Consider the following 15,115-nt stretch of genomic DNA (forward strand, 5'->3'; position numbering starts at 1 on the left):
GGTTAAGGATGAAAGTTCATAACATGTTGTTAAGAACAACTAACAAAAATGCCGCCATGCATTTTCAGTGTTTTCTCCACAACAAATGATAAAAAGAGCGGATGGATGTTGCTCAGGGTCGAAGGACCACCGTGCACGGCGTGGGAGCCAGGGTGTCATGGATCAAAGGAGGCGACATATATCCTCACGCAGGGGTTCATCTTCCACCCAAAGTTCGGTGATTTTCACGGTTTGACCACAATTATTACTACGATCATTGTCAGCGACGGTCATCACATAGTCGCCATCGGCGCTGAAAGTGGCTGATCTGACGGGACCGCCATGGGAAATGGTCGCTTTTGCTAACCAGGATCCATCGAGCATCTGACCACAGATTTCCGCTGTGCCGTCATCACTGGCAGTCACCACATGTCGGCCATCAGTACTGAAGTTCGCTGAATAGACCCTGCTCTTATGAGAAATGGTCACTTTCTTCAGCCATGATCCATCGTCCTTCAGGCCATAGATTTGCGCTGTGCCGTCAGCGCTGGCAGTCGCCACATGTCGTCCATCAGTGCTGAAGGTCGCTGAATAGACCCTGCACTTGTGAGGAATGGTCACTTTCTCATGCCATGATCCATCGTCCCTCAGGCCATAGATCCTCGCCATATCAAGACCGGCAGTCAACACATGGCGGCTATCAGTGCTGATGATGAGTGATAGAATCGGACCATGGGTAATGATGCCTTTTTCTTCCCAAAATCCATCGTCATTCTGACTAGAGATTTTCGCAGACAAATCGTCAGCAGTGACCAGGTGGCGGCTATCGGGGCTGAAGCTGGCTAAATTGACTGGCCTATTGTGGCGAATGCTGGCTTTTGGTTGCCACGATCCGTCAATCTCCAGACCATGAACGTCCACAATGCGATCGCCACTGACAGTCACTGCAAGGCGACCATCGGCGCTAAAGCTGGCCGACCTGACTGAAGTATCGTGGTGAATGATGGCTTTTGGTTGCCATGATCCATCGTCCTCCAGACCGAAGATATGCGCTGCCTGATCGCCACCGATGGTCACCATATAGCGACCATCGCCGCTAAAGGTCGCTGGACCAAAGCAACTCTGATTGCAAATGATGGCTTTTTTTATCCATATACCATCGTACAGACCGCTGATTGTTGCCGTGCCATCTCCACTGAAGGTCACCAAATAGCCACCAACGGGACTGAAGGTGGCTGAATAGACAGATTTCTCATGAACAATAATGACTTTTCGTTCCCATGAACCATCGGCCTCTTGACCATAGACACTCGCTGTGCCGTCGTAACCGAAAATCACTGCACGGCGACCATCGGCGCTGAAGCTGGCTGAATATGCTATGTACCTCTGGTGAATGACGACTTTTGGTTTCCATGATCCATCGGCCTCCAGACCAAAGATTCTCGCCCTACCATCCTGACCAGCAGTCACTATATGGCGAGCATCAGCGCTGAAACTGGCCGAGTTGACAGAGCCATCATGTGAAATAGTGGCTTTTGTAGCTAATTTAAATGTTCTAAATTGAGACTTTCGTTCGGTATTAGTGAAATAAAGCAAAGCAGGTAAATAAGGACTGCTTCGGCGCTCTATAAGTGAATCGATTGAATCCTTATCATTTATGAACCGCTCCATCCAACAACGGAGCTGATCATCATCTTTTGAAGTGACGATTGTGTTAAGCAGAAACTGGTGTGGTGAAGGAAAACGTCGATACCATGCCTTTGCCAGCGCATTATCTTCTTGAATCACTTCCCGAAAGTAGCTAGATACCTGTTTTAAACGGGCAATATCTCTAAGCCTCAAACAGCCAATAATTTTCAAATGTGTGTCGACGGACAAATTGAGTAGTGAAGGTTTACTCTCGTCAGATACAGTGATAATTCTGCCCTCACTGACTCCCGTTGGAGCTTGCGTCAAAATAGGCTTATAGGGTTCTGATGAAGGTGAACCACCGACGGTGCCGTTATTTTCCAGTCTATTCATGGTCGGAATCTTCGAAGTGAGTATTTGTTCTCGATTAGAAAGAAAATTCAGAATTAATGCGGTAATGTAGAGTCGGTTTTAGGATGAAAGTTCATAACATTTTGTTAAGAACAACTAACAAAAATGCTGCCAGCCTTTGTATTTTCTTTGCCTTTTTCCGCAACAAATGATTAACAGACCGGATGATACATACCTGAAGACATTTTTTGTTCAATTATCCTTAAAAGAGGTATGGATAACCATGCACAGCGCGGGAACCAGAAAATTATGGATCAAAAGAGGCGACATATATCCTCAAGGATGTCATCTTCCCCCCAAAGTTCGGTGATTTTCACGGTTTGACGACGAGCATCGTCGTCCCAATCATTGTCAGCGACGGTCATCACATAGTCGCCATCGGCGCTGAAAGTGGCTGATGTGACGCGACCAGCATGGTAAATGGTCGCTTTTACTAACCAGGTTCCGTCGAGCATCTGACCACAAATTTTCGCCGTGCCGTCACGACTGGCAGTCACCACATGTCGACCATCAGTGCTGAAGGTCGCTGAATTGCCCCAGCTACTATGAGAAATGCTCACTTTCTCCTCCCATGACCCTTCGGCATTCAGGCCATAGATCTTCGCCATACCATCATCACTGGCAGTCACCACATGGCAGCCATCGGGGCTGAAAATCGCTGAATCGACACAATTCCTATGAGAAATGGTCACTTCCTCCTCCCATGCCCCATCGTCCTTCAGGCCATAGATTTTCGCCGTTTTATCAATACTGGCAGTCACCACATGGCGGCTATCAGCGCTGAAGGTAAGTGATTGAATCGAATCATTGTGGGAAATGATGCCTTTTTCTTCCCATAATCCATCCTCTTCCAGACTACATATTTTCGCAAAATTATCGTCACCGACTGTCACCACGTGGCGGCTATCGGGGCTGAAGTGGGCTGATTTGACCGGGGGAACATGGGGTAGAGTAGCTTCTTCTTGCCACAGCCCGCCTATCTCCTTGCCATGGACTGTCGCATTTTGCTCTCTACTGACAGTCACGACATGACGGCAATCGGCGCTAAAGCAGGCTGACCTGACTGTATTATTGTGGCGAATAATGCCTACCCGTTGCCATAATCCATCGTCCTCCAGACCTAAGATGTGCGCTGTGTGATCTTCACCGACGATCACCAAATAGCGACCATCGGCACTGAAATTCACCAAAGCATCGGAATTGTGACCGAGAATAATGAGTTTTTTTACCCATGAACCATTACTCTCCAGACCGGAGATTATCGCCCTTCCATCCCAACTGCTGGTTACCAAATAACAACCGTCGGGACTGAAGGTGGCTGAAGAGACAGTGCTCCCATGAACGATAATGAGTTTTCGTTCCCATGAGCCATCGGCCTCTTGACCATAGATACGCGCTTTGCCGTCGCAGCCGAAGATTACCACATGGCGGCCATTGGCGCTGAAACTGGCTGAACAGCCAAAATCGCTTTGATGAGTGAGGACTTTTGGTATCCACGATCCATCAGCCTTCTGGCCAAAGACTCTCGCCGCGCCGTCTCGACCGGCAGTCAGCACGTGGCTGGCATCAGCGCTGAAACTTGCTGAGTTGACAGGCTTATCATGTGAAATAGTGGCTTTTGCAGGTAAGTTAAATATTCTAAATTTTGACTTTCGTTCGGTATTAGTGAAATGAAGCAGAGCAGGTAAATGAGGACTGCTTCGGCGTTGTATGAGTGATTCGATTAAATCTTTATCGTTTATAAACCGCTTCATCCAACAACGGAGCTGATTATCATCTTTTGAAGTGACGATTGTGTTAAGTAGAAGCTGATGTGATGAAGGAAAACGGCGATACCAGGCCTTTGCCAGCGCATTATCCTCTTGAATCACTTCTCGAAAGTAGGTAGATACCTGTTTTAAACGGGTAATATCTCTAAGCCTCAAACAGCCAATAATTTTCAAATGTGTATCAACGGACAAATTGAGCAGTGAAGGTTTACTCTCGTCAGATACAGTGATATTTCTGCCCTCACTGACTCCCGTTGGAGCTTGCGTCAAAATAGGCTTATAGGGTTCTGCTGAAGGTGAACCACCGACGGTGCCGTTATTTTCCAGTCTATTCATGGCCGGAATCTTCGAAGTGAGTATTTGTTCTCGATTAGAAAGAAAATTCAGAATTAATGCGGTAATGTAGAGTCGGTTTTAGGATGAAAGTTCATAACATGTTGTTAAGAACAACTAACAAAAATGCTGCAAGCCTTTGTATTTTCTTTGCCTTTTTCCGCAACAAATGATTAACAGACTGGATGATACATACCTGAAGACATTTTTTGTTCAATTATCCTTAAAAGAGGTACGGATACCTTGCACAGCGCGGGAACCAGAGAGTTATGGATCAAAAGAGGCGACATATATCCTCAAGGATGTCATCTTCCCCCCAAAGTTCGGTGATTTTCACGGTTTGACGACGAGCATCGTCGTCCCAATCATTGTCAGCGACGGTCATCACATAGTCGCCATCGGCGCTGAAAGTGGCTGATGCGACGCGACCAGCATGGTAAATGGTCGCTTTTACTAACCAGGTTCCGTCGAGCATCTGACCACAAATTTTCGCCGTGCCGTCACGACTGGCAGTCACCACATGTCGACCATCAGTGCTGAAGGTCGCTGAATTGACCCAGCTATTATGAGAAATGCTCACTTTCTCCTCCCATGACCCTTCGGCATTCAGGCCATAGATCTTCGCCATACCATCAACACTGGCAGTCACCACATGGCAGCCATCGGGGCTGAAAATCGCTGAAATGACACAATTCCTATGAGAAATGGTCACTTCCTCCTCCCATGACCCATCGCCCTTCAGACCATAGATTTTCGCCGTTTTATCAAAACTGACAGTCACCACATGGCGGCTATGAGCGCTGAAGGTAAGTGATGGAATCGAATCATTGTGGGAAATGATGCCTTTTTCTTCCCATAATCCACCCTCCTTCAGCCTATATATTTTCGCAAAGTTATCGTCACCGACAGTCACCACGTGACGGCTATCGGGGCTGAAGTGGGCTGATTTGACTGGGGGAACGTGGGGTAGAGTGGCTTCTTCTTGCCATAGCCCGCCCATCTCCTGACCATGGACTTTCGCATTGTGCTCTCTACTGACAGTCACGACATGACGGCAATCGGCGCTAAAGCAGGCTGACTTGACTGTACTATTGTGGCGAATAATGGCTTCCCGTTGCCATGATCCATCGTCCTCCAGACCGAAGATTTGCGCTGTATGATCGTCACCGATAGTCACCAAATAGCGACCATCAGCACTGAAAATCACTGAACCAATGGGATCCTGACCGTGAATAATGACTTTTTTTACCCATGAACCATCACTCTCCAGACCGGAGATTATCGCCGTTCCATCACGATCGCTGGTTACCAAATAACAACCATCGGGACTGAAGGTGGCTGAAAAGACAATGCTCTCATGAACGATAATGACTTTTCGTTCCCATGAACCATCGGCCTCTTGACCGTAGATATGCGCAGTGCCGTCGATGCCGAAGATTGCCAGATGGCGGCCATTGGCGCTGAAACTGGCTGAACATCCTAAATTGCTTTGATGAGTGAGGACTTTTGGTATCCACGATCCATCGGCCTCCTGGCCAAAGACTCTCGCCGCGCCGTCTCGACCGGCAGTCACCACATGGCTGACATCAGCGCTGAAACTGGCTGACTTGACAGGCTCATCATGTGAAATAGTGGCTTTTGTTGCTAAGTTAAATCTCCAAAATTTAGACTTTCGTTCGGTATTAGTGAAATGAAGCAGAGCAGGTAAATGAGGACTGCTTCGGCGTTGTATGAGTGTTTCGATTAAATCTTCATCGTTTATAAACCGCTTCATCCAACAACGGAGCTGATCATCATCTTTTGAAGTGATGATTGTCTTAAGCAGAAACTGGTGTGGTGAAGGAAAACGTCGATACCATGCCTTTGCCAGCGCATTATCTTCTTGAATCACTTCCCGAAAGTAGGTAGATACCTGTTTTAAACGGGCAATATCTCTAAGCCTCAAACAGCCAATAATTTTCAAATGTGTGTCGACGGACAAATTGAGCAGTGAAGGTTTACTCTCGTCAGATACATTGATATTTCTGCCCTCACTGACTCCCTTTGGTGCTCGCGCCGATATAGATTCATGAGGTATCAGGGGAACTGGACTGCCAAGGGTGCCGTTATTATTTACTCTATTCATGCTCGGAATCTTCGAAGTGAGTATTTGTTCTCGATTAGAAAGAAAATTCAGAATTAATGCGGTAATGTAGAGTCGGTTTAAGGATGAAAGTTCATAACATGTTGGTAAGAACAACTAACAAAAATGCTGCCATGCATTTTCAGTGTTTTTCTCCGCAACCAATGATAAACAGAACGGATGGATGTTGCTCAGGGTCTATAAAGGAGTGTCATGAATCATAAGAGGCGACATATATCCTCACACAGGGGTTCATCTTCCACCCAAAGTTCGGTGATTTTCACGGTTCGACGACCATCATGGTCCCAATTATTGTCAGCGACGGTCACTACATAGTCGCCATCGGCGCTGAAGGTGGCTGATCGGACATAACCATCATGGGAAATGGTCGCTTTCACTAACCAGGTTCCATCGAGCATCTGACCACAGATTTTTGCCGCGCCGTCGTCACCGGCAGTTACCACATGTCGGCCATCAGTACTGAAGGCCGCTGAATAGACCCACCCACTATGAGGAATGGTCGCTTTCTCCTCCCATGACCCATCGTCCTTCAGGCCGAAGATCTTCGCCATACCATCGTCACTGGCAGTCACCAGATGGCTGCTATCAGGGCTGAAGGTCGCCAATCTTACCCAATCTTTATGGAAAACGGTCTCTTTCTCTTCCCATGACCCATCGGCTTTCAGGCCATAGATTTTCGCCGTTTCATCAGCACTGGCAGTCACCACATGGCAGCTATCAGCACTGAAGGTAAGTGATTTAATCGAACCATTATGGGAAATGATGCCTTTTTCTTCCCACAAGCCACCGTCCTTCTGACTATATATTTTCGCAAAGTTATCGTCACCGACAGTCACCACGTGGCGGCTATCGGGGCTGAAGCGAGCTGATGCGACCGAGAGATCATTGGGTAAAGTGGCTTGTTCTTGCCATAATCCGTCTATCTCCCGACCATGGACTTTGGCATTGCGATCGCGACTGACAGTCACCACAAGACGGCTATCGGCGCTGAAGCTGGCTGACCTGACTGAAGTATTATGCCGAATGATGGCTTTTGGTTGCCATGATTCATCGTCCTCCAGGCCGAAGATTTGCGCTGTGTGATCTCTACCGACGGTCGTCACATAGCGACCATCGGCGCTAAAGGTCGCTGATACAAAGTAATCCTGATGAAAAATGACGGTTTTTTTTACCCATGCACCATCAGCTTCCAAACCGTAGATTCTCGCCTCGCCATCTGCACTGATGGTTACCAAATAGCATCCATCGGGACTGAAGGTGGCTGAATAGACAGCGTCCTCATGAACAATAACGGCTTTTCGTTCCCATGAACCATCGACCTCTTGACTATAGATACGTGCTGTGCAGTTGTCACTGGAGACTACTACATGGCGGCCATGGGCGCTGAAGTTGGCTGAACATGATGAATGGCAGTTAAGAATGAGGACTTTTGGTTTCCATGATCCATCGGACTCCAGGCCAAAGATTCTCGCCGTGCCGTTATAACTGGCAGTCACCATATGGCGAACATCAGCGCTGAAACAGGCCGAGTTGACAAGGCCATCATCTGAAATAGTGGTTTTTGTCGCTAACTTAAAGGTTCTAAATTGAGACTTTCGTTTAGCATTAGTGAAATGAAGCAGAGCAGGTAAATGAGGACTGCTTCGGCGTTGTATGAGTGATTCGATTAAATCTTTATCGTTTATAAACCGCTCCATCCAACAACGGAGCTGATCATCATCTTTTGAAGTGATGATTGTCTTAAGCAGAAGCTGGTGTGATGAAGGAAAACGGCGATACCACGCCTTTGCCAGCGCATTATCTTCTTGAATCACTTCCCGAAAGTAGGTAGATACCTGTTTTAAACGGGCAATATCTCTAAGCCTCAGACAGCCAATAATTTGCAAATGTGTGTCGACGGATAAATTGAGCAGTGAAGGTTTACTCTCGTCAGATACAGTGATATTTCTGCCCTCACTGACACCCGTTGGAGCTTGCGCCAATCTAGTCTGATAGAGTTCTGGTGGAGGTGAATCGCCGACGGTGCCGTTATTTTCCAGTCTATTCATGTTCGGAATCTTCGAAGTGAGTATTTGTTCTTGATGAGAAAGAAAATTCAAAATTAATGCGGTAATGTAGAGTCGGTTTAAGGATGAAAGTTCATAACATGTTGTTAAGGGCAACTAACAAAAATACCGCCAGCCCACGCATTTTCTTCGCCTTTCTCCGCAACAAATGATTAACAGACTGGATGATACATAAGTACCTAACCAGTTGGTTTCGCATATTCTGGACGGCGGCTTTTTCCATCCTTCTGCGTTCCAACTCTGGTTGCGTAGCTACGGCTACGCGACCGTCGTTGCGCCTTGAAGGATGAAAAAATCCTCTCGCCAGAATATGCGAAACCAACTGGCCAGGTACTTACTGAAGACAATTACCCTGAACAGAGGTATGGATAGCCGTGCACAGCGCGGGAACCGCAGAGTCATAGATCAAAGGAGACGACATATATCCTCAAGGATGTCATCTTCCACCGAAAGTTCGGTGATTTTCACGGTTTGACTACCATTATTGTCCCAATCACTATTGTCCCAATCATTGTCAGCGACGGTCATCACATACTCTCCATCGGCGCTGAAGGTGGCTGATCTGACGCGACCAGCATGGGAAATGGTCGCTTTTACGAACCAGGTTCCATCAAGCATCTGACCACAGATTTTCGCCGTGCCGTCTTTACTGGCAGTCACCACATGTCGGCCATCCGTGCTGAAGGTCGCTGAATTGACCCAGCTACTATGAGAAATAGTCACTTTCTCCACCCATGACCCATCGTCCTTCAAGCCGTAGATCTTCGTCTTACCATCACAACTGGCGGTCACCACATGGCAGCCATCAGGGCTAAAGGTCGCCAATCTAACCCAATCTCCATGGAAAACGGTCTCTTTTTTTTTCCATGATCCATCGGTTTTCAGTCCATAGATTTTCGCCGTTTTATCAGCACAGGTAGTCACCATATGACGGCTATCAGAACTGAAGGTAAGTGATTGAATCGAACCATTATGGAAAATCTTGCCTTTTTCCTCCCATAATCCATCGTCCCTTTGACAATAGATATTCGCAACCCTATGGTCACGAGTCACCACGTACCGACTATCGGGGCTGAAGCGGGCTGATGCAATCGAGAGATGATGGTTTAAGGTGACTTGTTCTTGCCATGATCCATCCATCTCCCGGCCATGGACTTTCACATTGCGATCGCCACTGACAGTTACCACAAGGCGGCCATTGGGGCTGAAGCAAGCTGAGATGACTGGACTATTGTGCCGAATGATGGCTTTTGGTTGCCACGATCCATCGTCTTCCAGGCCGAAGATTCGCGCTGTCTGATTGTTACCGACGATCGCCAGATAGCGACCGTCGGAGCTAAAGGTCGGTAGGCCTTGCCTGTCGGAAATACTGGCTTTTATTTTCCATGTACCATCGGCCTCCAGACCATAGATTCTCGCACTGCCACCCCAAGAGCATATTACCAAATAACAACCATCGGGACTGAAGGTGGCTGAATAGACAGCGTTCTCACGAACAATAACGGCTTTTCGTTCCCATGAACCATCGGCCTCTTGTCCGTATATTCGCGCTGCGCCGTTGCAACTGACGATTACCACATGGCGGCCATTAGCGCTGAAACTGGCAGAACGTGAAAAGCGTTGAAGAGTCAGGACCTTTGGTATCCACGATCCATCGGCCTCCAGGCCAAAGACTCTCGCCGCGCCGTCTCGACCGGCAGTCACCACGTGGCTGCCATCAGTGCTGAAACTGGCTGAGTTGACAGGCTTATCATGTGAAATAGTGGCTTTTGTTGCTAAGTTAAATCTCCAAAATTTAGACTTTCGTTCGGTATTAGTGAAATGAAGCACAGCAGGTAAATGAGGACTGCTTCGGCGTTCTATAAGTGAATCGATTAACTCCTTATCATTTATAAACCGCTCCATCCAACAACGGAGCTGATCATCATCTTTTGAAGTGACGATTGTCTTAAGCAGTAACTGGTGTGGTGAAGGAAAACGGGGATACCACGCCTTTGCCAGCGAATTATCTTCTTGAATCACTTCTCGAAAGTAGGTAGATACCTGTTTTAAACGGGCAATATCTCTAAGCCCCAAACAGCCAATAATTTTCAAATGTGTGTCGACGGACAGATTGAGCAGTGAAGGTTTACTCTCGTCAGATACAGTGACATCTCTTCCCTGACTGACACCCGTTGGAGCTTGCGTCGATATAGTCTGATAGGGTTCTGGTGGAGGTGAACCGCCGACGGTGCCGTTATTTTCCAGTCTATTCATGTTCGGAATCTTCGAAGTGAGTATTTGTTCTTGATGAGAAAGAAAATTCAAAATTAATGCGGTAATGTGGAGTCGGTTTAAGGATGAAAGTTCATAACATCTTGGTAAGAACAACTAACAAAAATACCGCCAGCCCATACGTTTTCTTTGCCTTTCTCCGCAACAAATAATGAACAGACTTGATGGTCGTTGCTCAGGGTCTATCAAGAAGTGCTTCTTGCGCTTCCATCATCAGGATTTCCTCAAGTGCCCGCAAGCCGGCAAGGTAGCCAGAATAAGAGGCCGTTATCGCTTGTCTGGGCAGGTCGTGCTGGACGGCAACATCCCCTGCAGTCAAAACGCCGCTCTGACAGGTATGGCTCCAACGGTATTCGTTATCCAGACTCTCGAGCGCTATTGAGCCAATTCCCAGGCTCTCTGGCGCGTATTCCAGTGTATTGGCAATGATGCCATCCACCACGATGGAACGATTGTCAGCCTGAACATGGTAGAGATTTTCTAAAGGCGTCAAGGTAATAGTATCTGCCGTTGTTGCAGAAACGGATAACTTGAGAAGCTGCTCATCCAGACTTGTGAGCAGGCTGGGTTCATTGTCAGAGACTGGCCAGAAGCTTTTCAATGGCTTTCTGTTTCGGGTATCAATGAGAACAACATCAAATCCCGATCGACTGGCGTATAAAGCAGCGGTTTTTCCGCCAATCCCTGCGCCAAGAACAGCGACCTTCCTTTTCGGCCAAATACTTTCTGTCACCGTTTTATGCAGCCACTGGGCAGTGGTGGTTCCCCTGGCTGCAGCCATCAGGAGAGTAATGAAGGGGCTATCAACAGAACCCAGTGTCAGTATGTTGCTCTTCATCAAGGGCTGGGACCATGGGGTTTGGTTGAGATCATAGCGTTGGATATAGTCCCTGTTATTCAGACAAATATCAGGGTACATACTGGATTGAGGTTTCTGTCCGATGGCTGAGAACACGCCAGAAATGGGAAGACTCAGCTTGCGCCTGCCACCCTCAAAACTCAATGTAGTGGCATTTAGCAAGCCATCCTGATTGATGTAAACAGACTCCAGATTATGTTCAAAATAGAGAAAAAGAGCCTTCTTCCTTCTCTCCAGTGCATGGTAGAGAAGATCAATCAAGATGCTTTCTGCCTTGAAGCTACTGCCTTGAACAGCCAGATGCACCTTATTGGCATTGAGGCTAAGCAGACTGATGGCCTGTTCAATGGCTGAGGCTCCTCCACCCACCACGAGAACATCTTTTTCTGCAAACCTGGGGCCGTCACAATCGGTACAGGTAAATACTCCGTTGCCTTTGTAGGGCTCCAGAATCGTCGGCAGGTTAGGTTTTGCCCCCGATGCCAATATAACAAGGGGGGCATAATAGACGGAGCGCTCCCCCTGTAAAATCTTCATTTTTCCCTTCAGTTGAGTGGCAACGATATGATCTTCGATGATTTCGACATTAGGACTGCTCCTTGCCTTGTCTTCCATCAACTGTTGCAGGCCTCTCCCCGAGATTGTCAGGCTACCAGGCCAGTTCTCAATGGTGCCCGCCCCCTCAAGCTGCCCCTGACTCTTATGACTTTTTATCACCCGTATCCTGACCATTGGGTTGTATCTGGCAATCGTCTGGGCGGCCGTCATGGCTGCAGGCCCGCCACCTACGATCACAACTGAAGGCGTCAATGCCCGGAGTGTCGGACTCAAAAATAAGGTGAGCAGCAGACAGGCTGCTACCTTACTGATATTTTTAGACTTCATTCTTAAAAGTGTTCAGCAATCAGCAGCTCGTTGCAGAGTATTTTCCAATAACTCTTATTGTTCTTTACCGGCCTGATTCTGATTAAGCTGCCGGATTTCCCGAGCGTCTGGGAAATGGATTGGGTTACGACTTACCCAAGGTAATGGATAAAAATAGAGCAAATTATTTATTTGTGAATGCGATTTCCAAAATTTCAGGTCTTTCTCCCGTCATTGCCAGGGACTGAAGGATTAAAAAATCAAAGACTGCGTTAAACCCTGATGCCTGATTGCAACTCCCGGCGCTAGTCTTAGAAATCACAGTTTTAATACATCACACTACGAGGCTGTCAAAAAACTCTAACAATTCGCTCCCACGCAATCAGGCCCCGAGGGAAACAGAGTTTTGCAACAGCTTCAATAACGAGGAAAAGACCAAGATGAGGATTGCATTGTCGGTGCTGCTGAAAGTCGCCGCTATTGCTTCACTGGGTTTCTGGTGGCTTTGGCTGTTTATTGGTACAGCGTATTACTATGTGTTGCAGGAGGACTCTCTCTGGGCGTCTGCACAGTCGGGTGCGGGCATTGCCTTGGCTGTTTTCGTTGCTGGTATGCTCAGCAGTCATCTGTCGGAGCTGCTGATAACAGCCAAAGAGTAATCGTTCCTCAAAGAGGTCATTTGGGGGCCGTATAAGTGCAAGCAAATCCTGCACGGTATCGCCCCTGAAAAGCGTTGACACTTAAAAGCCTTTAGCTCCTGAACGTTCTACAGCTTCATCGTCAAAGCCACAGCCAGATTTCTGGCAGTCCTGATCAGGTTTTCTTCTCCTTTCATCAGTGCCTGTTCCAAAGTCACTGCTCCATGAACTACAGGAAACAAGGCATCAATCCCCTGAGCATAAACGGCCTCTGCCCCTTGCCCAACTGAACCGGCTAATGCTACCACCGGAAGATCCAATGATTTGGCAATACGGGCCACACCTACTGGGGTTTTACCCTGAGCAGTCTGACCATCAATGCGGCCTTCACCCGTAATAACCAGATTGGCCCCTTTGACCTTTTCAGCCAGCTCAACAGCAGCCATGACGATTTCAATACCCGACTCCAGCCGGGCATTGAGAAAACCCAGTAATGCCGCCCCCATGCCACCCGCTGCTCCGGCACCCGCTCTGTCGCAGACAGAGACACCCAGGTCGCGTTCCATAATCAGGCCATAATGGCCAAGGGACTGATCCAGAACTTCTACCATTTCGGGTGTTGCTCCCTTTTGCGGACCAAAAATAGCAGAAGCTCCATTGTCACCGGTCAGCGGATTATCAACATCACAGGCAGCAATAATCTCAACTGCTTGCAGGCGCTGATCCAGGTTAGAGGTATCGATCTTGCTCAGGCTTGATAACAGCACCCCACCGTATTGCAACTCCTTGCCCTGGTCGTTCAATAAACGAACCCCCAGAGCTTGCATCATACCGGCACCACCATCATTGGTTGCACTGCCACCTATCCCGACAATTATTTTCTCGACGCCCCTGTCCAGTGCACTGAGGATCAGTTCACCGGTACCCAGTGTGGTCGCGATCATCGGATCACGCTGATCAGGGCTTACCAACTCCAGTCCGGACGCTCTGGCCATTTCAATGACAGCGGTTGTGCCGTCACCCAGTATGCCAAACTCAGCCTGAATCTGGTGACCCAGAGGACCTGTGACGGGCACTTCTATAAGATGTCCACCAGTGGCATCAACCAGAGACTGAAGTGTTCCTTCGCCACCGTCAGCAACGGGCACTTTGATGTACTGTGCATCAGGAAGAATTTCCTTAAAGCCGGTTTCGATCGCAGAGGCTACCTGGGCAGCCGTGAGACACTCTTTAAAAGAATCGGGGGCAATGACAATTTTCATCGGTCTCTACTCTTCCGTGTCAGCCAGTCTTTATGATGCCTCAATAGATAGTAGACGTCAGCGATATTCTGAAACATATGTGGAATCATAGAGCAAATTTTTAATAAAATAAGACCCGCGTCTTTTATATCCGGGTCTGATTCGTGTCCATTGTTCCTCGCTTATTGGTTTTATTTTGCATTACTTCACTTCCTTTTTCTGTCTGGTCTGCACCCGCCAGTTTTTCTCAGGCCAAGCGGGAAGCGGTGAAAATCTATTCCGATCACCTCACCAGTTTTTATTGCGGTTGCGATATAACAGTCCGCGGCAAGAAACTGGTGCCTGACCTGGAATCCTGCGGCTACAAGGTACGAAAACAACCAAACCGTGCATCAAGGATTGAGTGGGAACATGTTGTACCGGCCTGGGAATTTGGTCATCAGCTCCAGTGCTGGCAGGAAGGGGGCCGCAAGCGCTGTAGAAAGAATCCCGATTTTCGCAAAATGGAATCGGATCTCCACAATCTGGTGCCCGCAGTAGGAGAGGTGAATGGCGATCGATCCAACTACCGCTTCGGCTTTCTGCAAGATACGCCCAGCATGTATGGCCAGTGTGACTTTAAAGTCAATTTCAAGGAGCGAAAAGCACAACCACCGATAACAAAACGAGGCAAGATTGCCCGTATCTATCTGTATATGGCAAGCCGTTACGCTTTCAGAATCAGTAAAAGTCAGAGAAAGCTCTACGAGTCCTGGGATCGCCTCTATCCGGCAACCGACTGGGAAATTGAGCGTAATGCTCGTATTACCGAGGTTCAGGGCTGGGAGAATCCATACGTTTCAAGGCATCCAAAGGGATGAATGAGTTCATTCCACTGTCCTATCGGCGATCGGGGTATTATGATATTCG

The 15,115-nt window shown here is 47.9% G+C and carries 9 protein-coding genes; 2 read left to right on the forward strand and 7 right to left on the reverse strand.

The window, feature by feature from the left end; translation table 11 throughout:
• Positions 1 to 162 precede the first annotated feature (162 nt).
• From P6910_RS26045 to P6910_RS26070, 6 genes are all read right to left on the reverse strand, one after another.
• Complete coding sequence (locus tag P6910_RS26045; protein WP_317144135.1) at positions 163 to 2,001, reverse strand: F-box/WD40 repeat-containing protein; 1,839 nt, start codon at positions 1,999 to 2,001, stop codon at positions 163 to 165.
• A gap of 272 nt (positions 2,002 to 2,273) precedes the next feature.
• On the reverse strand, positions 2,274 to 4,124 hold the full coding sequence (locus P6910_RS26050; protein WP_317144136.1) for a hypothetical protein: 1,851 nt from the start codon (positions 4,122 to 4,124) through the stop codon (positions 2,274 to 2,276).
• 271 nt (positions 4,125 to 4,395) lie between these two features.
• Positions 4,396 to 6,246: a hypothetical protein gene (locus tag P6910_RS26055; protein ID WP_317144137.1), complete on the reverse strand. Its 1,851-nt coding sequence runs from the start codon at positions 6,244 to 6,246 to the stop codon at positions 4,396 to 4,398.
• Between the two features lie 215 nt (positions 6,247 to 6,461).
• On the reverse strand, positions 6,462 to 8,312 hold the full coding sequence (locus P6910_RS26060) for an F-box/WD repeat-containing protein (RefSeq protein WP_317144138.1): 1,851 nt from the start codon (positions 8,310 to 8,312) through the stop codon (positions 6,462 to 6,464).
• Positions 8,313 to 8,735: 423 nt separating this feature from the next.
• A complete protein-coding gene (locus P6910_RS26065) occupies positions 8,736 to 10,586 on the reverse strand; it encodes a hypothetical protein (protein WP_317144139.1) in 1,851 nt (616 codons plus the stop codon).
• Positions 10,587 to 10,779: 193 nt separating this feature from the next.
• Positions 10,780 to 12,348, reverse strand: a complete 1,569-nt coding sequence (locus tag P6910_RS26070; RefSeq protein WP_317144140.1) for an FAD-dependent oxidoreductase — start codon at positions 12,346 to 12,348, stop codon at positions 10,780 to 10,782.
• A 419-nt stretch (positions 12,349 to 12,767) separates the two neighbouring features.
• On the opposite strand from P6910_RS26070, the gene P6910_RS26075 reads away from it, so the two are divergent.
• Positions 12,768 to 12,986 carry a hypothetical protein gene (locus tag P6910_RS26075; RefSeq protein ID WP_317144141.1) on the forward strand — a complete coding sequence of 73 codons (219 nt, stop codon included), beginning with the start codon at positions 12,768 to 12,770 and terminating at the stop codon, positions 12,984 to 12,986.
• A 107-nt stretch (positions 12,987 to 13,093) separates the two neighbouring features.
• Here P6910_RS26075 and P6910_RS26080 read toward each other — a convergent pair whose 3' ends face one another.
• On the reverse strand, positions 13,094 to 14,227 hold the full coding sequence (locus P6910_RS26080) for a glycerate kinase (protein WP_317144142.1): 1,134 nt from the start codon (positions 14,225 to 14,227) through the stop codon (positions 13,094 to 13,096).
• Positions 14,228 to 14,472: 245 nt separating this feature from the next.
• On the opposite strand from P6910_RS26080, the gene P6910_RS26085 reads away from it, so the two are divergent.
• On the forward strand, positions 14,473 to 15,066 hold the full coding sequence (locus P6910_RS26085; RefSeq protein WP_317146593.1) for an endonuclease: 594 nt from the start codon (positions 14,473 to 14,475) through the stop codon (positions 15,064 to 15,066).
• The last annotated feature ends 49 nt before the right edge of the window (positions 15,067 to 15,115 follow it).

This window comes from Endozoicomonas sp. 8E, assembly GCF_032883915.1.
GTDB lineage: Bacteria > Pseudomonadota > Gammaproteobacteria > Pseudomonadales > Endozoicomonadaceae > Endozoicomonas_A.

Bases quoted from the DNA above. Each gene is read 5' to 3' on its own strand.
- P6910_RS26065 (WP_317144139.1), bottom strand. From the start codon at position 10,586: ATGAATAGACTGGAAAATAACGGCACCGTCGGCGGTTCACCTCCACCA.
- P6910_RS26060 (WP_317144138.1), bottom strand. From the start codon at position 8,312: ATGAATAGACTGGAAAATAACGGCACCGTCGGCGATTCACCTCCACCA.
- P6910_RS26045 (WP_317144135.1), bottom strand. From the start codon at position 2,001: ATGAATAGACTGGAAAATAACGGCACCGTCGGTGGTTCACCTTCATCA.
- P6910_RS26080 (WP_317144142.1), bottom strand. From the start codon at position 14,227: ATGAAAATTGTCATTGCCCCCGATTCTTTTAAAGAGTGTCTCACGGCT.
- P6910_RS26075 (WP_317144141.1), top strand. From the start codon at position 12,768: ATGAGGATTGCATTGTCGGTGCTGCTGAAAGTCGCCGCTATTGCTTCA.
- P6910_RS26070 (WP_317144140.1), bottom strand. From the start codon at position 12,348: ATGAAGTCTAAAAATATCAGTAAGGTAGCAGCCTGTCTGCTGCTCACC.
- P6910_RS26050 (WP_317144136.1), bottom strand. From the start codon at position 4,124: ATGAATAGACTGGAAAATAACGGCACCGTCGGTGGTTCACCTTCAGCA.
- P6910_RS26055 (WP_317144137.1), bottom strand. From the start codon at position 6,246: ATGAATAGAGTAAATAATAACGGCACCCTTGGCAGTCCAGTTCCCCTG.